Source organism: Hymenobacter plasmatis, assembly GCF_020711255.1.
Lineage (GTDB): Bacteria > Bacteroidota > Bacteroidia > Cytophagales > Hymenobacteraceae > Hymenobacter.
This window is the reverse complement of sequence record NZ_JAJFAW010000001.1, coordinates 164227-191027: the sequence shown is the minus strand read 5'-3', so window position 1 is coordinate 191027 and position 26801 is coordinate 164227. Positions and strand designations below refer to the sequence as shown.

The 26801-nt window shown below is 59.1% G+C and carries 20 protein-coding genes; 13 read left to right on the top strand and 7 right to left on the bottom strand.

The window, feature by feature from the left end:
• Nucleotides 1-24 precede the first annotated feature (24 nt).
• Complete coding sequence (locus LJ738_RS00805; RefSeq protein ID WP_227784425.1) at nt 25-2493, bottom strand: M1 family aminopeptidase; 2469 nt, start codon at nt 2491-2493, stop codon at nt 25-27.
• Between the two features lie 93 nt (nt 2494-2586).
• Between LJ738_RS00805 and LJ738_RS00800 the strand changes: the two genes are divergently transcribed.
• From LJ738_RS00800 to rny, 7 genes are all read left to right on the top strand, one after another.
• Complete coding sequence (locus LJ738_RS00800; protein ID WP_227784424.1) at nt 2587-3198, top strand: DUF1684 domain-containing protein; 612 nt, start codon at nt 2587-2589, stop codon at nt 3196-3198.
• A gap of 360 nt (nt 3199-3558) precedes the next feature.
• Nucleotides 3559-5994, top strand: coding sequence for a phenylalanine--tRNA ligase subunit beta (pheT, locus tag LJ738_RS00795; RefSeq protein WP_227784423.1), 2436 nt, complete (start codon nt 3559-3561; stop codon nt 5992-5994).
• 211 nt (nt 5995-6205) lie between these two features.
• Nucleotides 6206-9220, top strand: coding sequence for a M16 family metallopeptidase (locus tag LJ738_RS00790; protein ID WP_227784422.1), 3015 nt, complete (start codon nt 6206-6208; stop codon nt 9218-9220).
• A 240-nt stretch (nt 9221-9460) separates the two neighbouring features.
• Nucleotides 9461-12502 carry a M16 family metallopeptidase gene (locus LJ738_RS00785; RefSeq protein ID WP_227784421.1) on the top strand — a complete coding sequence of 1014 codons (3042 nt, stop codon included), beginning with the start codon at nt 9461-9463 and terminating at the stop codon, nt 12500-12502.
• A 312-nt stretch (nt 12503-12814) separates the two neighbouring features.
• Nucleotides 12815-13111 (top strand): hypothetical protein, encoded by a 297-nt coding sequence (locus tag LJ738_RS00780; protein ID WP_227784420.1) that lies wholly within the window; start codon nt 12815-12817, stop codon nt 13109-13111.
• 39 nt (nt 13112-13150) lie between these two features.
• Entirely contained in the window at nt 13151-13444 is a 294-nt protein-coding gene (locus LJ738_RS00775) for a cell division protein ZapA (protein ID WP_068188626.1), read from the top strand.
• A 128-nt stretch (nt 13445-13572) separates the two neighbouring features.
• Nucleotides 13573-15261 carry a ribonuclease Y gene (rny, locus tag LJ738_RS00770; protein ID WP_227784419.1) on the top strand — a complete coding sequence of 563 codons (1689 nt, stop codon included), beginning with the start codon at nt 13573-13575 and terminating at the stop codon, nt 15259-15261.
• A 90-nt stretch (nt 15262-15351) separates the two neighbouring features.
• On the opposite strand, the gene LJ738_RS00765 is transcribed toward rny, so the two are convergent.
• Nucleotides 15352-16419 carry an NAD-dependent epimerase/dehydratase family protein gene (locus LJ738_RS00765; RefSeq protein ID WP_227784418.1) on the bottom strand — a complete coding sequence of 356 codons (1068 nt, stop codon included), beginning with the start codon at nt 16417-16419 and terminating at the stop codon, nt 15352-15354.
• Between the two features lie 145 nt (nt 16420-16564).
• Between LJ738_RS00765 and LJ738_RS00760 the strand changes: the two genes are divergently transcribed.
• From LJ738_RS00760 to LJ738_RS00750, 3 genes are all read left to right on the top strand, one after another.
• Entirely contained in the window at nt 16565-17548 is a 984-nt protein-coding gene (locus LJ738_RS00760; RefSeq protein ID WP_227784417.1) for an N-acetylmuramoyl-L-alanine amidase, read from the top strand.
• Nucleotides 17549-17684: 136 nt separating this feature from the next.
• On the top strand, nt 17685-18926 hold the full coding sequence (locus LJ738_RS00755) for a pyridoxal phosphate-dependent aminotransferase (RefSeq protein ID WP_227784416.1): 1242 nt from the start codon (nt 17685-17687) through the stop codon (nt 18924-18926).
• A gap of 14 nt (nt 18927-18940) precedes the next feature.
• Nucleotides 18941-19597 (top strand): cytochrome b/b6 domain-containing protein, encoded by a 657-nt coding sequence (locus tag LJ738_RS00750; protein ID WP_227784415.1) that lies wholly within the window; start codon nt 18941-18943, stop codon nt 19595-19597.
• Nucleotides 19598-19940: 343 nt separating this feature from the next.
• On the opposite strand, the gene LJ738_RS00745 is transcribed toward LJ738_RS00750, so the two are convergent.
• Both LJ738_RS00745 and LJ738_RS00740 read right to left on the bottom strand, forming a co-directional pair.
• Nucleotides 19941-22295 carry a M1 family metallopeptidase gene (locus tag LJ738_RS00745; protein ID WP_227784414.1) on the bottom strand — a complete coding sequence of 785 codons (2355 nt, stop codon included), beginning with the start codon at nt 22293-22295 and terminating at the stop codon, nt 19941-19943.
• Nucleotides 22296-22434: 139 nt separating this feature from the next.
• A complete protein-coding gene (locus tag LJ738_RS00740) occupies nt 22435-23034 on the bottom strand; it encodes a HupE/UreJ family protein (RefSeq protein WP_227784413.1) in 600 nt (199 codons plus the stop codon).
• Between the two features lie 428 nt (nt 23035-23462).
• On the opposite strand from LJ738_RS00740, the gene LJ738_RS00735 reads away from it, so the two are divergent.
• Nucleotides 23463-23768, top strand: a complete 306-nt coding sequence (locus LJ738_RS00735; protein ID WP_227784412.1) for a hypothetical protein — start codon at nt 23463-23465, stop codon at nt 23766-23768.
• 111 nt (nt 23769-23879) lie between these two features.
• Here the strand turns inward: LJ738_RS00735 and LJ738_RS00730 are convergent, their stop codons facing one another.
• The 3 genes from LJ738_RS00730 to LJ738_RS00720 form a co-directional block, all read right to left on the bottom strand.
• A complete protein-coding gene (locus LJ738_RS00730) occupies nt 23880-24245 on the bottom strand; it encodes a HepT-like ribonuclease domain-containing protein (RefSeq protein ID WP_227784411.1) in 366 nt (121 codons plus the stop codon).
• Nucleotides 24223-24540, bottom strand: a complete 318-nt coding sequence (locus LJ738_RS00725) for a nucleotidyltransferase family protein (RefSeq protein WP_227784410.1) — start codon at nt 24538-24540, stop codon at nt 24223-24225. The genes LJ738_RS00730 and LJ738_RS00725 overlap by 23 nt, the downstream gene beginning before the upstream one ends.
• A 128-nt stretch (nt 24541-24668) precedes the next feature.
• Nucleotides 24669-25454 carry a DUF4386 domain-containing protein gene (locus tag LJ738_RS00720; protein ID WP_227784409.1) on the bottom strand — a complete coding sequence of 262 codons (786 nt, stop codon included), beginning with the start codon at nt 25452-25454 and terminating at the stop codon, nt 24669-24671.
• 74 nt (nt 25455-25528) lie between these two features.
• On the opposite strand from LJ738_RS00720, the gene LJ738_RS00715 reads away from it, so the two are divergent.
• Together LJ738_RS00715 and LJ738_RS00710 are read left to right on the top strand one after the other, a co-directional pair.
• A complete protein-coding gene (locus LJ738_RS00715; protein WP_227784408.1) occupies nt 25529-26002 on the top strand; it encodes a hypothetical protein in 474 nt (157 codons plus the stop codon).
• Between the two features lie 255 nt (nt 26003-26257).
• Entirely contained in the window at nt 26258-26704 is a 447-nt protein-coding gene (locus tag LJ738_RS00710; RefSeq protein ID WP_227784407.1) for a hypothetical protein, read from the top strand.
• Nucleotides 26705-26801 lie beyond the last annotated feature (97 nt).

Genomic DNA, 26801 nt, shown 5'->3' with positions numbered 1-26801 from the left:
GGTTAAGCCCCACTGGCAAGCCCGCTACTTCGCCGCCTGAATCTCGGCCACAGCCTGCTCCACTAGCCCAGCAACCAGAGAAGCATTGGGCCGGGTGGCTTGGCGCTGCTGTACCTGCCGCAGCAAGCCGATGAGCCGATTGGAGTCGATGAAGGCCTTGTACTGCACCGTCAGGTCCTTGATGCGGCCGATGCCTTGCGTTAGCGCCGTGGGGTCGTCGAGGCGGCCGAGCAGTCCGCCCAGGCCGGGCAGCATGTCGAAGCGGGCGTTAGGGGTGGCGGCATCGTATTTGGCCAGCACCGAGAGCCACTGGGCGGCACCGCCGGCCTGGCCGTACACGGTCACCAGGGCTACGGTGAGCGCGCCCTTGTTGTCAGTTTCAAAAGCCGTGGCGCGGGCCAGCGCTTGGGCTGGATTCAGCGGCAGCAGCCCTTGTAAGGCCGTGCCCTGCACCCGATACGACTTGCTGCCGAGGGCCTGATTAAACAGCCGGGCATAGCGCTGGTCCTTGAGCGTCGCCAGGGCCGTGAGCGCGGCTACTTGTACCTGCACCGACGAATCAGCAGCCGCGAGCTTGGCTAGCTGCGGGGCCGCGGCCTTACGCAGTGCCGCATTTTTGAGGTCAATCAGCTCAACGGCCATCTCCCGGAGGGCGGGCAACTTATCGGCCAGGCCCGCGAGGAGAATCTGCTGAGCCAGCGGGTCGGCCAGCTTTGCCTGGGCGGCGCGCAGGGCTTCGCGGCGGTCGAGGTAGCGGCCGGCGTGGCGGTACTGGTAGGCAAACTCGGCCAGTGACTTGTGGTCTTCCTTCTGCCACACCAGCACTTTTTCGGCGTCCACGTTCACCAAGTCGGGCTTGGTGGCAGCCGGGAAATACAGCGTATCCACGGCGTGGCGCAGGGTGGCAGGGTAGCGCTGGGCGCGGCCTTTGGTATACAAATCCACCGAGAGCGGCAGCACAAACGGCGTTCCGGCCTGGGTTTGGTGCACCACCACGGCCTGCCGTTTCCGGGCGGCTTCCCACTGGTAATCGATGGTGACCACGGGGTGGCCGGCGCCGTAGTACCACTGGTTGAAAAACCAGTTCAGGTCCCGGCCCGAGGCTTCTTCCAGGGCCAGGCGCAGCTGGTGCGGCTCGCCAGTACTGAAGGCCTGCTGCGTGAGGTAGCGTTGCAGGCCCCTGAAAAACACGTCATCGCCCAAATAGTGGCGCAGCATGTTCAGGATATTGCCTCCCTTCTGGTAGGTCACGGCGTCGAAAAGGTCCTCCTTATCGGCGTACTGAAAGCGCACCAGCGGCTTCGCATAATTGGCCGCCCCGCGGAAGTAGGTGCGTAGGCTCAGGTCGGCTTGTTGGGCGGCGGCATCGGCGCCGTACTCGTGCTCGGCCCACAGAATCTCGCTGAAGTTGGCAAACGACTCGTTCATAGTCAGGTTGCCCCAGCTTTCGGCCGTCACGTAGTCGCCGAACCATTGGTGAAACAGTTCGTGGGCAATTTCGCGCTCCACGCCGGCGTACTGCCAGTCGAGCAGCTCGCGGGCCGAACCCTGGGCCTGCTCGCCAAACAGCGAAGCAGTGGTGTTTTCCATAGCCCCGGCCACGAAGTCGCGGCACACCACCTGGCTGTATTTATTCCAGGGAAAATCGACGCCGAGGCGCTGCGAGAAAAACTCCAGCATCCGGGGCGTCTTCCCAAAAACGGCCTTGGCCTGGGCGGCGTACTGCGGTTCCAGGTAATAATTAACTTCCTTGCCGCGCCAGGTGTCTTTGGTGATGCGGAAGTCGCCCACGGCCATCATAAACAGGTAGGGCGCGTGCGGCTCGTTCATTTTCCAGGTGTCGGTGCGCAGGCCGGGGCCGGCCGGCTGCTGGCTGACCAGGGAACCGTTGGAGAGCGTGATGTACTTGCTCGGCACGGTCATGCTGATTTCCTCGGTCGTTTTCTGGTTGGGCTGGTCGATGGTGGGAAACCACACGGAGTTGGCATCGGTCTCGCCCTGGGTCCAGATTTGGACCGGCTTGCCCTTCACCGCGCTGTCGGGGTTAATAAAATACAGGCCCTTTGCCCCGCGAATGGCTGCGCTACCCTGGCCGCTGGCGCCCAGTTCATCGGGCTTGGCCGTGTATTCGATGTAAATGCTGTACGACTCGCCGGCGGGCACCTTGCGGCCCAAGTGTATTAGCAGTTGCTGCTGGTTGTAGTCGTATTTCAACGGCTGCACTTGGGTGCCTTGCAGCAGCCCAGCGGTTTTGATATCCATGCCTTTGGCATCGAGCCGCAATGTATCGGTGGCAAAAGCGTGGGGTTTGAGCGTAATCCAGGTTTTGCCGTAGAGGTAGCGTTTAGCGTAATCGAACCGCACATCCAGCTTGGTGTGCACCAGGTCATTTACGCGGCGCTCGGTGGCGTGGAGAGTAGTTGCGGGAGCTTGTTGAGCCCCGGCAGAAGCAATGCTGGCTAGCGCGGTAAAGAGCAGAAAGAAAATTCGCATGAGGCGAACAAGGTAGGAACTCACCTGTAATTGAGCCCCGGGTAAACGCTCCGTTTGCAAGCCGGGCATTACCTTTTCGAAAACACCATCAACATGATTAAAAAAATTGGGCTGGCCGCCGCCATCATCGGCATTATTCTCTATTCATTAAATGCTACCAAACCCGACGCAAGTGCTTATTCTGCCAAGCTAAACAAATCGCGCAGCGAAAAAAACCGCTCGTTTCGGCAGTCGGACAGCTCTCCCCTTTCTGCCGAACAAAAAGCTCAATTTGACAGCCTGAAGTATTATCCAGCTCAATTATCATTTGTAATTCCTGCCACTGTTTCGCGCAATGCAACTCCCGATACCACACTCATTCAAATGAGCGATAACCGCGCAGAGAAATATTTAAATTGGGGGACCGCGAAATTTGAAATAGATAATAAGCCCCAGCAATTGGGTATTTATTTAAAAGCGACGGGCCAAGATTCCACGCTATTTATTCCATTTACGGACCTCACAAACGGCCACGAAACCTACGGCGGCGGCCGCTACCTCGACGCAGCCAAGCCCAAGCTCGACGCCACCGAAATTGAGCTGGATTTCAACCAGGCGTACAACCCCTACTGCGCTTACAATAACGAGTACAGCTGCCCGGTACCACCGGCGGCGAACCGGCTCCAGGTGGCTATTCCGGCTGGGGAAAAGTCGTTTCATGAGTAGCGTGTGGGCGGCGAAAACAGAACGTCATGCCGAGCGCAGCGAGGCATCTTTACCGGGGAAGCAAACCCAATCATCTATAATTAATCGTCTGTCATGCAGAGCGCAGCGAAGCATCTTATCACGGCTCAACGATTCGTTCTTCGGAGATAAGATGCTTCCTTCGTCAGCATGACAGGCGATTGTGGGCGATTGGATTAGTTGTGCGGGCGAGATGCTGCGCTGCGCTCGGCATGACGTTCTAGTTTTGCCGCCCACGTCTACCCCAGTTCCCGCTTCATTTTCAGCTGGCTTGCCTCGGTTTGTACCTTTGTCTGCTTGCCCCACAGCCGGGTACACGACCACCGACAACCGACATTCCTCATGCGCATTTCCTTCGACTGGCTTAAAACGCTCATTCCTACCGACAAACCTGCCACCGAAATCGGCGCCCTGCTCACCGGCTCGGGCCTGGAAGTGGAGAGCCTGGAAGAGCTGGAAAGCATTCCCGGCGGCTTGCGCGGCGTGGTGCTGGGCACCGTGCTCACCTGCGAGCGCCACCCCGATGCCGACAAGCTCAGCCTGACCACCGTGGACGTGGGCGACGGTACTCCGCGCCAGATTGTGTGCGGCGCCCCCAACGTGGCCGCCGGCCAGCGCGTGGTGGTGGCCCTGGAAGGCGCCACGCTGTACCCCGCACAGGGCGAGCCCTTCAAAATCAAGAAAAGCAAAATCCGCGGCGCGGCCTCCGAAGGCATGATTTGCGCCGAGGACGAAATTGGGCTGGGCACCTCGCACGCCGGCATCATGGTGCTGGAAACCGAGCTGCCCAACGGCACGCCCGCCGCCGATTACTTCGGCCTGGGCTCCGATACCGTGTTTGAAATCGGCCTCACGCCCAACCGCGCCGATGCCGCCTCGCACTACGGCGTGGCCCGCGAGCTGCGCGCCCTGCTGCGCCAGCCCTGCCACCTGCCCGATACGAGTGCCTTCCAGGCGCCGGCTTCGGCCGCGGCCAACATCGGCGTGACCATAGAGGACGAAACGGCCTGCCCACGCTACGCCGGCTTGCTCCTGGAAAACGTGCAGGTGGGTCCCTCGCCCGAGTGGCTGCAGCGCCGCCTGCGCAGCATCGGCCTCTCCCCTATCAACAACGTGGTGGACGTGACCAACTTCGTGCTGCACGAGTTGGGCCAGCCCCTGCACGCTTTCGACGCCGACCAGATTACGGGCGGCCAGATTCGGGTGAAGCGCGCCGAAGCCGGTGAGAAATTTGTGACCCTCGACGGCGTGGAGCGCAGCCTCAAAGCCGACGACCTTGTGATTGCCGATGCCCACGGCGCGCCCATGGCCCTGGCCGGCGTGTTCGGCGGCAAGACCTCGGGCGTGAGCGAGGCCACCACCCGCGTGTTCCTGGAAAGCGCCTACTTCGGCCCCGCCGCGGTGCGCCGCACTTCCCAAACGCATCAATTGAAGACGGATGCCTCGTTCCGCTTCGAGCGCGGCACCGACCCCAACATGGTGCCCGTGGCCCTGCAGCGCGCGGCCTTGCTGCTGCAGGAAGTAGCAGGCGCCACGGTGGCCGCGCCGGTGGTAGACGAGTACCCCACGCCGGTACAGCCGGCCACGGTGCGCCTGCGCCTGCCGCGCGTAGAGCGGCTGGTGGGCCAGTACATTGCTCCCGAGCGCATCCGTCAGATTCTCACCGACCTGGACATTGTCATTACCGACGAAAACCAGGACGAAGGCGACCAGGCCACGTGGCTGCTGTCGGTGCCCCCGCACAAGGTGGACGTGACGCGCGAGGCCGACATCATCGAGGAAATCCTGCGGATATACGGCTACAACAACGTGGCGCTGCGGCCCAATAACTCGGCGTCGTACCTGGCTAAATTCCCGAACCCCGACCCGGAAGTGACGCGGCTCAAAATTGCCACCCTGCTGAGCGGGCAAGGCTTTTCGGAGATTCTGACCAACTCGCTGACCAACGCGCAGTACTTCGACAAAGAAGGCGAAGCGGACGAGTCGCTGGTGCGCATTCTCAATTACAACAGCGTTGATTTGAATGCCATGCGGCCCACGCTGCTGCATTCGGGGCTGGAAATCATTCGGCACAACATCAACCGCCGCCAGCGGGATTTGAAGCTCTACGAATTCGGCAAAATCTACCAGCAAACCGCCGAAGGCAAGTACCAGGAAAAGACCAAGCTGGTGATTTACCTGACCGGCAACGCCACCGCCGAAACCTGGCAACACAAGTCGGAGAAGGCCACCTTCCACGACCTGGCCGGGGCGGTGCAGCAGGTGCTGGCGGCGCTGGGCTTTGGCGGGGCAGCCTCGCAGCCGGTGCAGCACGCCTACCTGGCCGGCGGCCTCACGCTGCTGGTGCACAACCAGCCCGTAGCCCAACTCGGCGCCGTGGCTGCCTCGGTGCTCAAGCGCCTCGACGTGACGCAGCCCGTGTGGTACGCTGAGTTGGATTGGGACGCCCTGAGCAAGAAGTACAAGCCCACGCTGGTAGCCCGCGAGCTGCCCAAGTTCCCGGAGGTACGCCGCGACCTGAGCCTGGTGGTAGATGCCAGCGTGACCTTCGACCAGCTGCGCCAGATTGCGCAGCGCACCGAGAAAAAGCTGCTACAAAGCGTGAACGTGTTCGACGTGTACGCCGGCGAAAACCTGGGCGCGGGCAAGAAGTCTTACTCGGTGAGCTTTACCCTGCAGGACTTCACGCAGACCCTGAGCGAGCAGGCCATCGACCAGGTGATGCAGCGCCTGATTGGGCAATTTGAAAAGCAAGCCGGCGCGCTAATTCGCAAGTAACCACAACCGAAGAGTAGGCAGTTGCCTGAAATTAAAGGAACGTCATGCCCGGCATGGCGTTCCTTTTTTTATGTCCTGCTCGGGTCAATTGCATTGCTCGTCGATTTTCTACTCCGGTTCGAAGCCGAAGCGCTATCTTTCAGGCAGCAATACTTAAGTAATGCTGCAATTCTTTTTCACTCTTTTCTTTATCAATCCTTTTTCCCGCAAAATGAATCTTCGTTTATTGTCTACGCTGGGGCTGGCGCTGGTAACTACCGCTAGCATGGCCCAGCAGAAACCTGCCAGCAAGGCTACCGCCAAAGCACCGGCTGCCAAATCGGCCCAGGCCACTACCGGCGGTGCCAAGCTGGTAGAGAAAGTGACCAAGCAGCCCGGCCAGCTCGTGATTCCCTACGAGAAGTACGTGCTGCCTAACGGCCTCACGCTGGTAGTAGCCGAAGACCATTCCGACCCGCTGGTGCACGTCGACGTGACCTACCACGTGGGTTCGGCCCGCGAGCAGATTGGCAAGTCGGGCTTTGCTCACTTCTTTGAGCACATGATGTTCCAGGGCTCTGACCACGTGGGCGACCAGCAGCACTTCAAGCTGGTGACGGCCGCCGGTGGCACCCTGAACGGCTCGACCAACCAAGACCGCACCAACTACTACGAGACCCTGCCGAGCAACCAGCTCGAAACCGGCCTGTGGCTGGAGGCCGACCGCATGGGCTTCCTGCTCGACGCCGTAAGCCAGAAGAAGTTTGAAATTCAGCGCTCAACGGTGAAAAACGAGCGCGGCCAGAACTACGACAACCGTCCCTACGGCCTGGCCAGCGAGTACATCAGCAAGACGCTCTATCCCTACGGCCACCCTTATTCCTGGCTTACCATTGGCTACCTGGAAGACCTGGACCGCTCGAACGTTGAAGACTTGAAAAACTTCTTCCTGCGCTGGTACGGCCCCAACAACGCGACCCTGACCGTGGGCGGCGACGTGCAGCCGGCTCAGGTGGTGAAGCTGGTGGAGAAGTACTTCGGTAGCATTAAGCGCGGCCCTTCGGTGCCGGTGCAGAAGCTGCCCGCCCCCGTGCTGGCCACCGACCGCTACGTGAGCTACACCGACAACGTGCGCTTCCCGATGCTGCAGATGGTGTTCCCGACCGTGCCCAACGGCCACCCCGACGCCCTGGCCCTCGATGCCGTATCCGAAATCCTGGGCGGTGGCAAAACGTCTTTGCTCTACAAAAATCTGGTAAAGAATCAGAAGGCCGTGCAGGCCAGTTCCTACCAGCAGAACTCCGAGCTGGGCGGCCAGTTAGCCGTCGTGGCCCTGCCCTTCCCTGGCAAAGGCCTCGACAGCCTCGAAACCATTGTGCGCAAAACGCTGACCGAGTTTGAAAAGCGCGGCGTGACCGATGACGACCTGACCCGCTTCAAGGCTCAGGCCGAAGCCCAGGTTGTAAACAGCTTGGCCAGCGTGAGCGGCAAAGTGAGCCAGCTCGCCGCCAACCAGACGTACTTCAACAACCCGAACCACCTCACCGTCGAGACCAAGGAGCTGAAGGCGCTTACCAAAGCCGACGTGCAGCGCGCCTACGACAAGTACCTGCGCGGCAAGCACGCCGTTATCCTAAGCGTGCTGCCCAAAACCGGCGGCGTTGCCCCGGCCAAGCCCGATAACTACACCATCGACAAATCTGGCTACAAGGCGCCGGATTACGGCTATGCGGGCCTGAAATACACCAAAGCCACCGACAGCTTCGACCGCACCAAGCAGCCGGCCTCCGGCGCCAATCCGGTTATCAAGGTACCGGCCTTGTATCGCGAAGAGTTTGCCAACGGCTTGAAGGTGATTGGTACCCGCAACTCCGAGATTCCCTCCGTGACCATGCTGCTCACCATCCGCGGCGGCCGCCGCCTGGAGCAAGCTAACCCCGCCAAAGCCGGCTTGGCTAACCTCACGGCAGCCATGCTGAACGAGGGTTCGAAGAAGTACACCAGCGAGCAATTTTCGGCGGAGCTGGATAAGTTGGGCAGTAACGTATCGGTGCAGTCGGGCGAAGACCGGGTGAACGTGTACGTGCAAAGCCTGACCAAGAACCTGCCGGCCACGCTGGCCCTGCTCAACGAGCGGCTGCTGCACCCCCGCTTCGACCAAGCCGACTTTGACCGCGTGAAAAAGCAGACCCTGGAGCTGATTGCTAACCAGAACACCCAGCCCGTGGTGATTGCCGACAGAACCTACGACCGGTTGCTGTATGGCACCACCGACGTAATGGGCATCTCCCCGAGCGGCACCATCGCCAGCGTAAGCAGCCTCACCCTCGACGACGTGAAGCAGTTCTACCAGACCGGCGGCGCGCCCAACACGAGCTACCTGACCATCGTGGGCGACGTGGACCCCAAGGAGGTAACTGCAAAGCTGGACTTCCTGAAGGCCTGGCCCCGCCAGAACATAACGCTGCCTGCGGCCATGCCAGTGACCCAGCCCGACAAGACGCGCATCTACTTTGTAAACAAGGACGGCGCCGCCCAATCGGAAATCCGCATAGGTTACCTGGCGCTGCCCTACGACGCCACCGGCGACTACTACCGTGCTTACCTCTCCAACTACCTGCTGGGCGGCGCCTTCAACTCGCGCATCAACCTGAACCTGCGTGAGAACAAAGGCTATACCTACGGTGCCCGCAGCGGCTACCGCGGTACGAGCTACGTGGGCCCGTTCACGGCCCAGGCCGGCGTGCGCGCCGATGCCACGGCGGCTTCGGTGAAGGAATTCATGAGCGAAATCAAGAATTACCCGAACGGCATTTCCGACGAGGAGCTGCGCTTTGTGCAAACCTCGGTGGGCCAGAGCGACGCCCTGAAGTACGAGACCGGCGGGCAGAAAGCCGCCTTCCTGAGCCGCATCGTGGAGTACAACCTGCCCACCTCGTTTGTGGATGAGCAGAGCCAGATTCTCAAGAAGCTAACCAAGGAAGACGTGCAGGCCTCGGCCAAAAAGTACTTGCCCGCCGACCACATGTACATCGTGGTAGTGGGCGACCGCGCCAAGTCTTTCCCCGGCCTGGGCGAGTTGGGCTACGAAGTAGTTGAGCTGGACCTCGACGGCAAGCCCGTAGTGGCAGCTGCTGCCATGCCCGCAGCCGCTCCCGTCCAGATGGCTATGCCGACTGACGAGAAAATCAAGACCAAAACCGAAGACGGTGGCAAAATGAAGGTCAAGACCAAAAAGGGCATGTAGCTCAATTCGGATTGACTAGCATCTGAACATCAGAAGCCCGTTATGCTCAGCATAACGGGCTTCTTTTTTGAAACAGGCGGCCGGATTATTGAAAGTTCAATTGGGCGTTGCTGCTTTATCACCTTTACCCAAACAGCAACGGTGCTTTGCGCGGCTGCCGTGCGCCACAGTCACATTCGCGTGGCTAAGTTGCAGACTGATTCATCCTGTTTTTCTGACATCCTTCTCTTTTTCTCTTGCATGAAGTATTCGACTTTACCCCTTCTGTGTGCGGCCTGGCTAGCCGCGGCTCCGGCCATAGCGCAGCAAAAGCCAGCGCCCAAACCAACTGCTAAGCCTGCTGCTGTTTCCGGCAAGGCCCTAACGGCTACGCCTGGCGGCACCAAGCTGGTGGAAAAGGTGACCAAGCAGCCCGGCCAGCTCGTGATTCCCTACGAGAAGTACGTGCTGCCCAATGGTCTGACCCTCATCGTATCCGAAGACCATTCCGACCCCTTGGTACACGTGGATGTGACCTACCACGTGGGTTCGGCCCGCGAGCAGATTGGCAAGTCCGGCTTTGCTCACTTCTTCGAGCACATGATGTTTGAAGGCTCTGACCACGCGCCGAAGGGCACCTTCGACCGGATGACCATCGGCTCCGGGGGCCAAAACAATGGCTCCACCAACACAGACCGCACCAACTACTACGAAACCTTGCCCAACAATCAGCTGGAGCGCGCCCTGTGGCTGGAAGCCGACCGCATGGGCTTCCTGCTCGACGCCGTTACGCAGGAGCGGTTTGAGGTGCAGCGCGCAACCGTGAAGAACGAGCGGGGTCAGAACTACGACAACCGCCCCTACGGTCTCGCCGGCGAATACGTGAGCAAGACGCTCTACCCCTACGGGCACCCCTATTCCTGGATGACCATCGGCTACCTGGAAGACCTGGACCGCTCCAACGTAGAGGACTTGAAGAAATTTTTCCTGCGCTGGTACGGGCCCAACAACGCCACAATCACCATAGGCGGCGACGTGCAGCCGGCCCAGGTGGTGAAGCTGGTAGAAAAGTACTTCGGCTCCATCAAGCGCGGCCCGGCCGTGGCCAAAGCCAAAGTGGCTACGCCGGTGCTTACCGCCGACCGCTACGTGAGCTACCAGGACAATATCCGCTTCCCGATGCTGCAGATGACCTACCCGACCGTGCCCGCCGGCCACCCGGACGATTTGGCCCTGAGCGCATTGTCGGAAATCCTGGGCGGGGGCAAAACCTCCCTGCTCTACAAAAACCTGGTGAAAAGCCAGAAGGCCGTGCAGGCCAATGCCTCACAGCGGGGCTCAGAGCTGGCTGGCCAGTTCAGCTTTGTGGCCCGCGCCTTTCCGGGCAAAGGCCTCGACAGCCTTGAAACCATCGTGCGCAGCACCATGGCCGAGTTTGAGAAGCGCGGCGTGACCGACGACGACCTGCGGCGCTTCAAGGCCCAAACCGAAGCCCAGATGGTGAACGGCCTGGCCAGCGTGAGCGGCAAAGTGAGCCAGCTCGCCGCCAACCAGACCTTCTTCAATAACCCGAACTACATCACGGTTGAGACCAAAGAGCTCAAGGCCTTGAGCAAAGCCGACGTGCAGCGCGTGTACGACAAGTACCTCAAAGGCAAGCACGCCGTTATCTTAAGCGTGGTGCCCAAAACCGGCGGCGTGGCCCCGGCCAAGCCCGACAACTTCACCATCGACAAGTCGGCTTACAAGGCTCCCAAAGATGAATACGCCGGCCTGAAATACGTGAAGGCCACCGACAATTTTGACCGCAGCAAGACACCCGCCGCGGGTGCCAACCCGGTTGTAAAAGTACCGGCCTTGTACCGGGAGGAATTTGCCAACGGCCTGAAGGTCATCGGCACGCGCAACACGGAGATTCCGGCCGTGACCATGCTGCTCACCATCTTGGGCGGTCACCGGCTGGAGCAGGCCAACCCCGCCAAAGCCGGTCTGGCCAGCCTCACGGCGGCCATGCTTAACGAAGGGACGGAGAAGTACACGGCCGAGGAATTCACAGCTGCCCTGGACAAGCTGGGCAGCAGCGTGCAGGTCTCAGCTGGCGATGACCGCACCTTAGTGTCAGTGCGCAGCCTGACCAAACACCTGCCAGCCACCCTTGCTTTGGTAGAGGAGCGGCTCATGCACCCGCGCTTCGACCCCGCTGATTTTGGCCGCGTGAAAAAGCAAACCCTGGAAGGCATTGCCAACCAGAACACCCTGCCGGTAGTCATTGCCGACAAAACCTACAGCCGCCTGCTCTACGGCCCCAACGACGTGATGAGCATTCCGGCCAGTGGCAATGCCGCTACCGTCGGCAGCCTCACGCTCGACGACGTGAAACAGTTCTACCAGCAGAACTACGCGCCCAACGTTAGCTTCCTCACCATAGTAGGCGATGTAGACCAAAAGGAGATTGCGCCCAAGCTGGCTTTCCTTAAAGCGTGGCCCAAGAAGGACGTGACCCTGTACGTGGCCCTGTCCGCGACTCAGCCCGACAAAACCACGGTATACTTCGTGAATAAGGACGGCGCCGCGCAGTCAGAAATCCGCATCGGCTACCTGGCCCTGCCCTACGACGCTACCGGCGAATTCTACCGCGCCTACCTGGCCAACTACCTGCTGGGTGATGGCTTTACCTCGCGCATCAACATGAACCTGCGCGAAAGCAAGGGCTACACCTACGGCGCCCGCTCGGGTTTTGCCGGCACCAGCTATGCGGGCCCGTTCACGGCCCAGGCCGGCGTGCGCGCCGATGCCACGGCGCCCTCGGTGAAGGAGTTCATGAGCGAAATCACCAACTTCCCCAACGGCATTTCCGACGAAGAACTGAGCCTCATGCAAACGTCCATTGGCCAGAGCGACGCCCTGCGCTACGAAACCGGCCCGCAGAAAGCTCTGTTTCTGAGCCGCATTGTAGAGTATAACCTGCCCACCTCGTTTGTGGACGAGCGCAGCCAGATTCTCAAGAAGCTGACCAAGGAAGACGTGCAGGCCTCGGCCAAGAAGTACCTGCCGGCCGACAAGATGTACATCGTGGTGGTGGGCGACCGCAAGCAACTGCCCGCCCTGCAAGCCTTGGGCTACCCCGTAGTTGAGCTGGATTTGGATGGCAAGCCGGTAGTGGCTGCGGCGCCGGCGGCCACCCAAGCCCCGGCAGCCGCGGCTCCGGCAGCCGCAGCTCCGGCAGCCGCAGCTCCGGCTGATGAGAAGACCAAAACCAAAGACGGCAATGGCAAAATGAAAACCAAGACGAAAAAAGGCTAGCCGGCGGAGCGGGTTGAACAGCATCTTCCCATTAACTGAACGGTCATGCTGAGCGGAGCCGAAGCATCTCTACCACGAGAGTAAATCAAACGAAGCGGTAGAGATGCTTCGGCTCCGCTCAGCATGACGTTCTTTTTTCAGCAGGACGTTCTTGTTTATAAAGACATGGTTCAGCTTCTTAGCAAGGCTTCCATTTCAGCCGGCCAGCTAGACCAATTACAAAGCTGCCTGAGTAGTAAGTTGCAAGCGGGTCCCTGGTAAAGCGTAGCTTTCGGGGACCCGCTTTATCTTCACGCAAAAATTATCTCGACCGTGGCCTCTTCCCAACAGCTTGCGCAACTCGACCGCCTGGAGCGGCAGATTACCACCTTAGTGGCTGCCTATCAGCAATTGCGTGAAGAGCTGGCCGATGCCAATACCACCGTGCAGCAGCTGCGGGCCGATGTGCGCGAGCGAGACCGACAGCTCAAGGAGCGACAAAACCAGGAAAATATTGTTAAACTTGTACACACCATAGCTGGGGAACCCACCCACGCCAACGAATTAAAACTGCGCCTCAACGAATACATCCGCGAACTGGACAAGTGTCTTGCCTATTTGAGAGACTAACCCACTGACCTTCACCCCCACCGCCGTAACTTCCGCCTTATGAGCGAACTAGCCATCAAAATTCGTATTGCTGACCGGGACTATCCCATGCGCGTATCTGTGCAGGATGAGGAACGGCTGCGCTTGGCCGGGCGGCTGCTGAGCGACAAGCTGCGCGAGTTTCGGGAGGGCTACGGCATTCAGGACAAGCAGGACTTACTGGCCATGATTGCGCTGGCCACCATGGCCGACCAATTGAAAGTGAGCAAGGAAAAGGATGGCACCGATGCGGCGCTAACCGAGCGGCTGGCTCGTTTCGACGAGCTGCTATCAGGCGTGGTGCCGGCGAGGTAATCCCCTCGCCCGGCACCGCACACTCGTTGGCCCGGCAGGGCGGCGCGGCAATCGGCCGCTACCGCTTTAGCCCGGGCAAAACTGTTCCTCCCAGTTATGGTTTTCACCCATTCCAAAACCATACTGATATGTCCCCCATAATAATGTACTGTTTGCTGACCGCGGTGGTCGCCCTTGTGGCGGGCTTCGTGATTGGCAAGCAGCTGGCCGGCAAAGCCCGGCTGGACCACGAAGGCCAGGCCACGGCCCGGGCCCAACAAATCCTCCGCGACGCCGAGGAGAAAGGCAACCGCCTCCGCGACGAGAAAATCAAGCAGGCCGACGAGCGCCTGGAGCAGTCCAAGAACAAGTTCAAGAACCTCCGCAACGAGTTTGATGTCGAAAGCCGCCGCCTCAAGCAGGCCCTCGAGCAAGAGCTAACCGACCGCCGCCAGGGCGTAGTAGAGCAAGAGCAGAGCATCAAGCTGCTCACCGAAACCACCCAGCGCCAGCTCGAGCAGCTGCAGCGCAAGGAAGTGGAGCTGGAAAAAGCCCGCGAGAAAAACCAAACTGACACCCAGCAGCTGCGCGACAAGCTGGAAAGCCAGGCCGAAAAGCGCCGCATCGACCACGAAGAGGCGATGGCTGAGCTGGAAGAAAAGCAAAAAGAAGCCGAAGAGCAGCTCCACTCGGTGCAGCGCCAGCTCGAAACCATCGCCAACCTGACGGCCGCCGAGGCCCGCGAGCAGCTGGTAGAATCGCTGAAAAACGAAGCCCAGATTCAGGCCAGCTCCTACGTGAAGGACACCGTGGCCCAGGCCAAGCTGACGGCTACCAAGGACGCCAAGAAGATTGTGCTGGAAACGATTCAGCGCACCGCTTCGGAGCACGCCATTGAGAACTGCGTGTCGATTTTCAACATTGAAAGCGACGACGTAAAAGGTAAAATCATCGGCCGCGAGGGCCGCAACATCCGCGCGCTGGAAGCCGCTACCGGCGTTGAAATCATTGTGGACGACACCCCCGAGGCCATCATCATCTCGGGCTTCGACCCGGTGCGCCGCGAAATTGCCCGCCTTTCCCTGCACTTGCTAGTGAAGGACGGCCGGATTCACCCCGCCCGCGTGGAGGAAATTGTGGCCAAAACGCGCAAGAACATCGAGGAGGAAATCGTCGAAATCGGCGAAAAAACCATCATCGACCTCGGCATTCACGGCCTGCACCCCGAGCTGATTAAGATGGTGGGCCGCATGCGTTTCCGCTCCAGCTACGGCCAAAACCTGCTGCAGCACTCACGCGAAGTAGCCAACCTCTGCGCCACCATGGCCGCCGAGATGGGCCTCGACGTGAAGAAAGCCAAGCGCGCCGGCCTGCTCCACGACATCGGCAAGGTGAGCACCGAGGAGCCCGAGCTGCCCCACGCCATCCTGGGCATGGAGATGGCCAAGAAATGGAAAGAGCACCCCGACGTGGTGAACGCCATCGGTGCCCACCACGACGAAATTGAGATGACGGCCATGATTTCGCCGCTCGTGCAGGCCTGCGACGCCATTTCGGGCTCGCGCCCCGGCGCCCGCCGCGAGATGATGGAAAGCTACATCAAGCGCCTCAAGCAGCTCGAAGAAACCGCCAACGGCTTCAAGGGCGTGAACCAGTGCTTTGCCATTCAGGCCGGCCGCGAGCTGCGCGTGATGGTAGACGCCGAGAACGTGACCGACGAGCGCGCCGCCGAGCTGAGTTTCGAAATCTCGCAGAAGATTGAGAAGGAAATGCAGTACCCGGGCCAAATTAAAATCACCGTAATCCGGGAGATGCGCGCCGTGGCGTACGCCAAGTAAAGCGGCGATTCCTAAGCGCTAAACAGAAGAAGGCCCCCGCAACAGCTGTTGCGGGGGCCTTCTTCTGTTTGATGGTCTTGAGCTAAAACCTCATCGGGTATCGGCAGCCGGAGTAATACCAGCGCCTTTGCTGGTGCGGTGCCAGGTATCTAGCAGCTTTTTTTCTCGCGCATATTCAAGGCCTGCTTGTAGGGGACCGGGCTGGGTGGCATGCCACGCCAGCGTGTCCCGAATGGTATCGGCAAGGGGACGGAACGTGAGGTTTGCGGCAAGGGCTTTGTCGATGTTTGCCGCCATAAAACCACTGGTTTCCTGGCTGGATTGAGCTAAGTACAGGGGCATCTCGCTCCACTCCTTCACCCCTTGCTGCTTTAGAAATGCGTCGTCGGCCCACGTAAAATAGGCGTCGCTCTGGCTCACGGCCTTTATGGCTTCCAGCAGTTGGGCAAACGTGAGGCTGAATGGAGGGCAGGCCGCATTAAAAACACCGGCGGCGTTGCGCTCTAGTAGCTCAACAATCCATTGGGCTAAGTCCCGGGCATCCATAAATTGAACGAACCGATTGGGGCTGCCCGGTGCCAGCACCTCGCCGCCCCGGGCCACCCGACTGACCCAATAAGTGAACCGGTCAGTGGGGTCCAGGGGGCCGACTAGTAAGCCCGGCCGAATAACCAGGGTACGGGCGTCGAAAACCTGCTGGGCCTCGTGCTCGCACCTTGCTTTTAGGGCGCCATACAGCTCTCCTAGGCCGGCAGCCGTGATATCTGCTTTGGGGTCGATGGCGGCCACCGTCGCCGCTTGCGCGGGGGTCAGGGTGGCCAGCGGAGTCGTTTCGTTATAATCGGCTAGCTTGAAATCGGTGTAGGCCGAAACACTGGAAATGAAAACGTACTGCCCGGCGGCGTTTCTCAAGGCCTCGGCCGATGCTTTGACGGTTTGCGGCAGGTAGCCGCAGGTGTCAATTACGGCGTCCCACTGGCGGCCCTGCAGTTGGCTCAAGTCTTCGTTTCTATCGCCACATATTTCTTCAATTCCTTCGAGGCCAGCCGATGAGTGATGGCCGCGATGGAAAATCGTGACGTCGTGCCGACGTTCCTGTGCCGCCACAACCAAGTGGCGCCCCAGGAACTTTGTGCCGCCGATGAGTAGAATTTTCATTCTTGAGCTACGTGAAGCGAATTTCGGCAAGGTAGCAAACACTAGTTTTGCCTTTCATCCAAGGTAATGGTGTTGTAGTAAGATGTCCTGTCCGAAGCCAATCTTACGGCTCAACCATTGACCTTTGGTGCTTTCTTCGTGCTCTATGACTCAAACTAGATTTCTGAATTTATTGCTTGGCATGGTGGCGGCCACTCTTGCTTCCTGCGCCGTGCAGAACCCCTACGCCACCACCAACCGCTCCTACAAGAAGCAGGTGAAGGCCTACGCCAAGTCCTTGCGCACGATGCCTGTGCCCACGCCGGGGGCCGATAGCCTGCTGCTGGGCAAGTATTGGGTGGGCACCACCAACTTCAACCTGCGCAAGCCCAACCTGGTCGTTATCCACCACACGGCCCAGGACTCCACGGCGCAGACGCTGAAGACGTTTACGCTACCCCGCACCCAGGTGAGCGCGCACTACGTGATTGGGCGCGACGGCCAGGTGTACCACATGCTCAACGACTACCTGCGGGCCTGGCACGGCGGCGTGGCCAAGTGGGGCAACACCACCGACATCAACTCCGCGTCCATCGGAATTGAGCTGGATAACAACGGCACCGAGCCCTTCAGCGAGCTGCAAATAGCCAGCCTGCTGAAAGTGCTGGCGGGCCTAAAGAAGGCCTACGGCATCCCCACGGCCAATTTCATTGGCCACTCTGACATTGCCCCCAGCCGCAAAAACGACCCCAGCGCCTTGTTTCCCTGGAAGCGGCTGGCCGATAACGGGTTTGGCCTGTGGTACGATGCGGGCCCGCTTCCCAGCCCGCCCGGTACCCCCACCCTGCCCGATAGCACGCTGGTGGACAGCACAGTGGCCCTGGCCGGCAGCCTGCCCTTGCCCAACGGCAATTCGCTGGGCTCCATCCTGCGGGATACTGCTATTGTTGATGCGCAGCTGGCGCGCCTAAACGGGGCGCAGGCGACTTTCAACCCGCAGGAAGCGTTGCGTATCATTGGGTACGACACCCGCGACTTGCCGGCGGCCATTCAGGCGTTCAAGCGCCATTTCATTCAGCAAAATGTAACCGCGCCGCTGACCGACGCCGACAACCGCATTCTCTATAATCTCTACAAGAAGTACTTATAACCGCCTCTGGGAATTATATTTCGCAGATGACGAAGCGGCCGGGCCCACGTTCTGGCGCGGTGCCAGCCTGGGGCCGGCCGCTTAGTCATCAGGCTTTCTGGCGCTTAGCCGGGTGGCCGCTCTTAACTTTACCTATATGTTAGAAGTATCACTGCGAGGGCAGGCCATGCCCGTTTCGCCGTTTCGTAAGCTAGCGCCTTATGCCGAAGCAGCCCGGCTTCAGGGCAAAATTGTGTACCCGCTCAACATCGGCCAACCCGACATTGAGACTCCGCCCGCTGCTATGGAAGCGGTGCGCACCGCCGACGTGCGCGTGCTGGGCTACAGCCACGGCGCGGGCACCGAAAGCTACCGGCGCAAACTGGCGGCCTACTACCAGCGGGCCAGCCTGCCAGTGGCCTTCGAGGACATTATCGTGACTACCGGTGGCAGCGAGGCCATTCTGTTTGCCCTGCTCACTTGCCTCAACCCCGGCGACGAAGTCATTATCCCGGAGCCGTTTTATGGCACGTACACGGCCTTTGCTATCGCGGCCGGTGTGACCATTGTGCCCGTCACGGCGCACATCGAAAACGGGTTTGCCCTGCCCCCGCTGGCCGACTTTGAGCGCGTGCTCTCGCCCCGCACGCGGGCCATTCTCATCTGCAACCCCAGCAACCCCACCGGCTACGTGTACAGCCGCGCCGAGCTGGAAAGCATTCTCGGGCTGTGCCAAGCGCACGACCTGTACCTGCTGTCGGACGAGGCCTACCGGGAATTTTGCTACGACGCGCCCTACGTGAGCGCGCTGCAGCTGCCCGGGGCCGAGCAGCACGTGGTGGTGGTGGATACCATTTCGAAGCGCTACAGCGCCTGCGGGGCCCGCGTGGGCGCGCTGGTCACGCTCAATAAGCAAGTGTACATGGCCGCCTTCCGCTTTGCCCAGATGCGGGTGAGCCCGCCCGGCCTGGGCATGCTGCTGGCCGAAGCGGCTTCGGAGCTGCCCGAGTCGTATTTCGACGAGAGCAAGGCCGAGTACCTGGCCCGGCGCGACCTGACCGTGGCGCGCCTGCAGGCCATGCCCGGCGTGGTGTGCCCGCGCCCCGGCGGGGCGTTTTACGTACTGGCCCACCTGCCCGTCGACGACACCGAGGAGTTTGGCCGGTGGCTGCTGGAAAGCTTTTCCTACGAAAACCAAACCCTGATGCTTTCGCCGGCCAACGGCTTCTACCAAACGCCGGGCCTGGGGCGGCAGGAAGTGCGCCTGGCCTACGTGCTCAACCGCACCGATTTGGCGGCGGCCCTCACCTGCCTGGAGCTTGCCCTGCTGGCTTACCCCGGCCGCACCGAACCGCTGCCAGCCGCTACCGTAGAAGCCGCAACTGCCATTACCATTTGATTTTCTGACCGCCTATGAACACCAGTATTGCCCCTGCCGTCGAAGTACCTATCAAAGACTACCGCGCCTCGATGCGGTTCTGGCACTGGGCCAACGCGCTGCTCATCAGTCTACAGCTGATGACCATTCTGTTTCAGAAGGTGATTGTCAAATCCAAATCGGCAGTATCGGAGCTTCAGTCTTCCGGCAAAGATGTTTCAGTGCCACAGGCACGCGAGCTGGCCCACATCATCAGCGAGCGTATCTGGGCCTGGCACATTTACTTCGGGTGGGCACTGGTGGCGCTTTGGGTGATGCGGTTCGGCCTGCAGCTGACGGGGCCTTCGGAGCTGCGCTTCTCGGCGCGGCTGATGGAAATTCTGCGTCGCTACCGCCTGGCCCCGCCCGCCGACAAGAGCAAAGCCGGTAAAATTCTGTTCGCCAAAGCCACCTACGCACTGTTTTACCTCTTCATCACCATTATGGTAGCAACCGGCCTCATTTTGATATATGAGGACGTATCCTGGCTGAAGGGCATCCATCACCTGGCCGAGGAAACGCACAACGTGACCATGTTCCTGATTATCGGCTTCATTGTCATCCATGTGGTAGGCGTGGTGTGGGCCGAAATCAGTGAGGACCACGGGCTGATTTCGCGCATGGTGGGCGGAGAAAAGAAGCGCGTGTCTTAGCGGCGCCTCCCCCCTACCGCGGCGCGGTGCTGTCATTGCGAGCGCAGCGCGGCAATCCGTCCCGTTCTCAGCGACCAGCCCAATAATGTGAAAAGCCCCGGCACTGCGCAGTGCCGGGGCTTTTCGCTTCAAATGAGTTTGTCACAACTCGGCGTTGGTCGCAGTGAGAGGACGGATTGCCGCGCTGCGCTCGCAATGACAGGTGCGCCACCGTGGGTCCCCGTTCCGCCGGAGAGGGGCCGTGCCCGTCAGGGTGAGGTGCCGCCAATTCCTAACTGCACTACACAAAAAAGCAGCTCAATTGAGCTGCTTTTTTTGTGTAGTGCAGAATGTATCGGGCTGCTTATTTGGTGCCGCCAGTAGGCTTTTGCTCCTGCTTTTGCATGGGGCTGGTCGATTGGGCTGCCTGCTGCATGGGGTTAGGCTGGGCCTGCTGCTGCTGCTGGAAGAGCTCGAAGCGGGAGGCAGCGGGCTGGCGGGGGAAGGCGTTGTTGCTCAAATCTGTGTCGGCCGTCTGCTGGAAGGGGTCGAGCACGAAGCTGATGACCGGCTTCTTGGTCACAATCACCTTGCTCACCTGCGCGTTGTTCTTGCGCCAGATTTCCGCGGGAATAGTCTGAATTTCCTGCGAGTTGTCGGCGTAAGTGAGTTGTACAATCACGGGCATCACCAACCCGCCGACGTTGCGCAAGCTCAGTTCGTAGAAGTGCTGCTCCTGGCCCAGGCGCTGCTGCTGCTCGGGGCTCAGGGTGCCCATGTAAGCCGTGTAGCGCTGCTGGTCAGCTGGTGTCACGGCCAAGGGGTTGAAGTTGTTGTAAAAGTCCTTGAGTTCGGGCTTCTCGTCGACGAGCGTGCTCTTGAGGTCCTGGGCGTTGCGCTGGGCCGAGATGGAGGCCGGGGCGGCGGCTTGCTGCTGTTGCAGGCGGGCGTTTTCCACCTGCGGGTTCTTGGTACTCATCTCGTAGCTTTTCACCGATTCCAGAGCGATGTCGGTGCGGTCGGTGGTGTAGAACCAGCCGCGCCAGAACCAGTCCAGGTCCACGGCCGAGGCGTCTTCCATGGTGCGGAAGAAGTCGGCCGGCGTCGGGTGCTTGTAGGCCCAGCGCTGGGCGTAAGTCTTGAAGGCGTGGTCGAACAGCTCGCGGCCCATCACCGTCTCGCGCAGGATGTTCAGCGCCGTGGCCGGCTTGCCGTAGGCGTTGTTGCCGAACTGCAGCACCGACTCTGAGTTGGTCATAATCGGCGTTTGCAGGGTCTTGTCGGTGAGCATGTAGTTCACCATATTCCGGGGCTCACCGCGCGACGACGGGTAGTTGCGCTCCCACTCCTGCTCGGTGAGGTACTGCACAAAAGTGTTCAAGCCCTCGTCCATCCACGTCCACTGCCGCTCATCGGAGTTGATAATCATGGGGAAGAAGTTGTGGCCCACTTCGTGGATAATCACCGAAATCATCCCGTATTTCCGCTGTGCCGAATACGTCCCGTCCTTCTCGGGCCGGCCGCCGTTGAAGCAAAGCATCGGATACTCCATGCCGCCCACTGGGCCGTGCACCGAAATAGCCACCGGGTACTGGTAGGGAATCGTGAACTTGGAGTACGTCTTAATGGTGTGGGCCACCACTTCGGTGGAGTACTTGCCCCAGAGCGGGTTACCCTCCTTGGGGTAGTACGACATGCACATCACGGGCTTACCCTCCTGCTTGATTTGCATGGCGTCCCAGATGAATTTACGCGAGCTGGCCCAAGCGAAGTCACGCACGTTTTTGGCCGCGAAGCTCCAGGTTTTAGTGCCGGTGGCGCGTTTGCCTTCGGCCTTCACGGCTTCCTCCTGGCTGACGATGAGCACCGGCTTCTTGGCCGTTTTGGCCTGCTCGAAGCGCTTTTGCTGGGTGGCAGTAAGCACCTGCGAGGCATTCTGGAGCGTGCCCGTGGCGCCCACGATGTGGTCGGCCGGCGCGGTGATGCTCACCTTGTAATCGCCGAAGGGCAGGGTGAACTCGCCATTGCCCAGGAACTGCTTGTGCTGCCAGCCCTGGTTGTCGGAGTACACGGCCATACGCGGGTAGAACTGCGCGATTTCGTAGAGGTAGTTTTTGTCCTCCGGAAAATACTCGTAGCCGCTGCGCTCGTTGATTTTCAGCTGGTCGTTGATGTTGTAGTGCCACTTCACGTTGAAAGCGAAGGACTGGCCCGGGCGCAAGGGCGAGGGCAGGTCCACGCGCATCATGGTGTGGTTGGTCACTGTCTTCAGGGCCTTGCCGTCTTTGCCCGTCACGCTCTCAATCTTGAAGCCGCCGTCGAAATCCGATAGCATGCCTTCCAGGGCGTTGAACGACATTTTATCCTGCAGCTGGCCTACTTCCGTGGCCTTTGTTATCGAATTTTTATCCAGAATGTTCTGGTCGAGCTGCACCCACAGGTAAGGCAGCACATCCGGCGACAGGTTGGTGTAGGTGATGGTTTCGCGGCCCGTGATGGCCTGCTTGGCGTCGTCGAGCGACACCTTGATGTCGTAGTCGGCGCGCTGCTGCCAGTAGTCTTTGCCGGGTGCGCCGCTGGCCGTGCGGTAGGTATTGGGCGTGGGCAGCAGCGTTTCAAGCTGCGCAAATTTGTCGGTACCCGAATTGGTGGTCTGAGCTAAAGCCGGCCGATGGCCCGCCAAAGCCAGCACCAAGCCGGCAAATAGAAAACGACGCATAGAAAAATGTAAAGGAGAAAAAAGCAAAAGAAGCCGTAGCTGAGAAAGTCGACGAAGATACACCAGAGGTGGCGGCGCTTCCCGCAAATAATTGGGGTAACTGCCACCCCAACAGGTAGCGGCAAGAAAAATTCCTCCATCAAGGCCACAACTGCTGTAGCAGCAGCACCGTGGCAATGCCCAGAGCGGCGCCGCTGGTGGTGAGCAGCCAGTCGCGCCGCGCCACGCCCAGCCCCCGCAGCAGCAACGCCCCTGCCAGCAAAATGACGCTCACAATTAGCACCTGCCCTAGCTCAACGCCTACGTTGAAGGCCAGCAGCTCCTTGATGGGGCGACTGTTGGCCCCGAGCAAGGCGCGCAGGTAGTTAGAAAACCCCAGGCCGTGAATGAGGCCAAACCCCAGCGCCAGGGCATTGGGCGCAGCGGCTATCACCACCGGCGCCCGCGGCCGGAGCACCCGGCTGTTGGCGCTGCGCAAATTGAGCAACGCCGTAACCATGATGGTAATCGGAATCAGGGCCTCAATCACGGCCGGATTGAACGCTACCACGCCCAACGTAGCCAGGGCCAGTGTGAGCGAGTGGCCCACCGTGAAGCTGGTGACTAACGCCAGCACCCGGCGCCAGTCGGCCAGGACGTAGGGCGCGCACAGCGCCAGCAAAAACGTGAGGTGGTCGGCCGCCCGGGGCGTGCAAATGTGCAGGAACCCGAGCTGCAGGTAAGTTTGAAATACAGACATCAAAAAGGCATTCTTGACAACTAGGCCGGAAGGCGAAGGTCGGAATTTTATTGAATGCGCGTTTCGCGGGAGTACTCAGCCGGCTTCCGATAGAATCACGGAATAATTTAAATAGCCAGTTAGAACTGAGTCTACTTATCTTGCGGCAATTTCCAAACCGTCCAGCTTTTTGCAATCCTCAGATTGAGGTTGTTGCTAGTCTTGCTGCCACACCAAAACGCAAACCAGTTTTCAATTTTTTCTGCCACATGAAAAAATCTCTACTGTTCTTATTCTTACTCGGTGGGTCATATTTGCCATTGCGGGCTCAGACTGCCCCGGCACCTGCAACTGCGCCAACGCCTGCTGCTACAACTCCTGCACCAGCAACTCAGATTGTTGCTCCCCTATCAGCGGGCCGTCAGGACACACTGAGGGCCCTCGGGCATATGTTTGAGCGGCGGCGGAAAGGTGGCAGAAACTGGCTTTACGTAGCAGTAGGTGGCACCCTGGCCTCCGTTCGCGCCGCTACGGCCGAGCCGGTCTCTCCCAGCCCCAACGTTACTACTTCGGGCCCCGATGCCGGTGGGCTGGCTGTGGTATTCGGCGTATTTGCGGGCATGCCTGCTGCTGTTGGCATCGGGAAGCTGGTGCGCTTTTCGGAAGCGAGGCAAACCGAGCTCGAAAACGCTTACCGCAGCGGAAAAGCATTGCCCAAAAGCATGGCCGGCCGCCTAAATGCAAAGGATTTCTAGGATTTGTTTTTAAATCAGGACACAAAAAAGGCCCTGGCTAGATTAGCCAGGGCCTTTTTTGAGTTATCAATTTCCGAAACTGTGGCTGCAGCGGCCAAGGTAACGGGAGTTTCAAGAGAAATGCAGCGAGTTATTGGGCAATTCTGACAGCATTAGTGCTACGGTTTTGCCAAGTATGTCGAGGTCGTTTTCCAGCACAGCTCCTACTATTTCAAAGTCAATGTCAAAATAGTGGTGAATCATGCGGTCACGTATGCCAGCAATGCCTTTCCACTGCACTTGCGGATAGGCATCACGCCAAGCCATCGGTACATTCTTCGTGGCCTCGCCAATGATTTCCAGGCTGCGCACCGCAGCACGGCTCAGCGTTTCATCGTGAATTATCGTTCCCAACTCGTACGTTGACCGGCACCGCTGCAAGAATAGCACCTCATCCCGGATGTGCATCAATCGCTCAAGCGGCGGTGGCGAGGACATTTTCCGTGCTCTGTAAAATATGAGGCCCGATGTAGGGCGAAAGGCCCGGACGGGTCAGCAGTTCCACTTTTCGGCCCAGCAAGTCTTCTAAGAAGTCGCCCAACGCCACCAGCGTGTGTAAAGATTTCTGACCTTCCTGAAAGTCCACCAGCAAGTCCACGTCGCTTTCCGGCCCGGCCTCGTCGCGCACGAACGAACCGAACAAGCCCAACTGCGCCACGCCCAGGGCCCGCAGCTGCTCACGCTGCGCCTGCAGGCGCTCGATAACTTCGGCTTTGGTGCGGACGGGTTCCATAAAGCAGGCTACGGGACTGGGGACACGCAAGATACAGCCGTCGCTTTTGTTGAGCTAGCTATGCACCCCGCGGCTGTGGCTGACGCGGCAAGTGGGCAGGAAGTTGGAAGGAATTACTGTGGCACGAGTTACGCTGCGCTAAACTCGCGCCGATTTGGCGCGGCGGGGTGTACACGAAAGCCCTTAGCAATCAGCCATACTGCGACTGCTATTTGAATGGGGAGCAGCGGCATGGCCATCTGTCCGATGGATGGATAGCCCAGGAACATCATCAAGGTTACACCAGTGAATTGAAGGGCGACTCCAATGACTCCTGCCACCGCTAACACCCGCGGAACCAGCTGGAAGCGTAGCAGTGAAACATAGAAAACAAACATCCAGGCGCCAATGGCCAGCAGCTGCGTGGCATGCGCCGAGCGTCTGGCGGAAGCGACGGCTGCAGCTACCACCTGATACAGCTCAGAATCAGCAGCAGCACCCGCTTCAACGAACCTATTGCTGATTGCCAGCATCGACATAATGGTGCCGGCCTGCACGACATCCAAGGTGCAGCTGACCGCACATACTACCAGGAACAATAGCGCCGCTGATTTACTGTAGCGCCGGAATACCGGAAATGCCGTGATACCCAAATAAACGGTGAGCGCAGAACCCACGAACGAGAGCAGCACCGCCGTGCGAACTTGGAATGATTCCTTTGCCACCGCAGTAAGAAAAGCGGGAGAGCCCACAGTTATGGCATGCGCCAAGATAAAAGGCAGCGTGAGCGCCGCAGCTAACTGCAGCAATAGCAGGATGCCCACTTTCCGTCCAGTTACAAAAGCTGAACGTGACAAAACTTCAACACTATTCCCCTCTTGGTTAAGCAAATCAGTGGGCTGCATGGCAAATTGGGTTTGGTTGAAGCTTCGCATTTATACGCAGCTAAGCTAGTCTTATAAATGCGCTTATCATAATGTGTTTCTTTGCATCTCTACCTCCTTTCTCTATGAAACATATTCTACTGTTCTTGTCCCTTATCGGCTGGTTATCATTGCCGGTGTGCGCGCAGAATGCACTTGTTTCAGTTGCAGCAAAAGCTGAAAAATCCGCTGTAACTCCAGCTGGTAATATTACAGGAGCCAGCACTACTCATGCCGACACGGTAGCCGCCGTCCACTTCCTGTTTAGAGCAATGCGCAGAGAAGCCGATGAGGTAACTATTGTGGGGCTATCTGCTGCCGCCGCGTTTGTATTCCTTGCCGTCGGGCTTCAGAACTGGGGACGCTCAGAAAAGGATTACACCGCTCCTACTATTCTGGGAGCGGCTATCATCGGCGGTGGGCCCGCGTTATTAGCCTCAGGGAAACGCAGGCGCTTTTCGGAGCAGCAAGAAAGAACGGTGATAGACGCGTATAACCAAGGCGGTGCATTGCCAGCGAATATCACCAGTCGATTACGCAAGCACTATTTTGCTAAATAGATACTGCAACTAACAAAAAGGCTGCTAGCAACAGCCAATGGAGCTTTTCATACGTCTAAAAGGTTACGCCTTCCACTCGGCACACCCCACGGCCGCGGTTCATGCAGCAGCGGTCACAACAAGTTCGCGTACCCGCTGCGCTAAACTGACGCAAGTTTGAATACAGCTCAACTAATGCTATAATAAACCATTCATTATCCCCGTTATTCAATTTTACTGACCGTATTTTAACCACACTTAATTAGCGTCCTTCTCATGAGAATTATTACTCTGCTCGTCTTACTGTTACTAGCTGCCGGCAACGCCAGTTTTGCTCAAGTAGCCTTGCCTGCTGCAGCAGAGCAGGTAGGGCAGCCCTCTCCTACTGATTCTCCGCGTGTGCGGGCTGCCACTACTGCTTCCTTATCAGATAGCATGCGACAGACGATACATAAACTCTTCAAAAGAGGCCGTTTATTCGGCACCATCAGCGCAGTGAGCGGAGGCGTTTTGCTGGGTAGCGGAACAGGCTACGCGCTCAGCGGAGAGAGCTTTCGCAATACTGGTTTCTCTATAATTGGGGGAGTCAGTGCACTGGTTATCGGCACAATGAATATGGTGCAATTCAGCCGCCGCCGTGAACGAGAGGTTATTGCAGCGCTGGAAAGAGGACAACCATTGCCGCGCTACGCAGTGCGTTGGATGCCACTTGTAGGCAAGTAATACGCTCTTGTTTACAATTGCACGAAGTGTTTAACATGCAAAAAAAGCCCCGCCAGCAACTGCTAGCGGGGCTTTTTTATTAATTAATTCAGCTCAA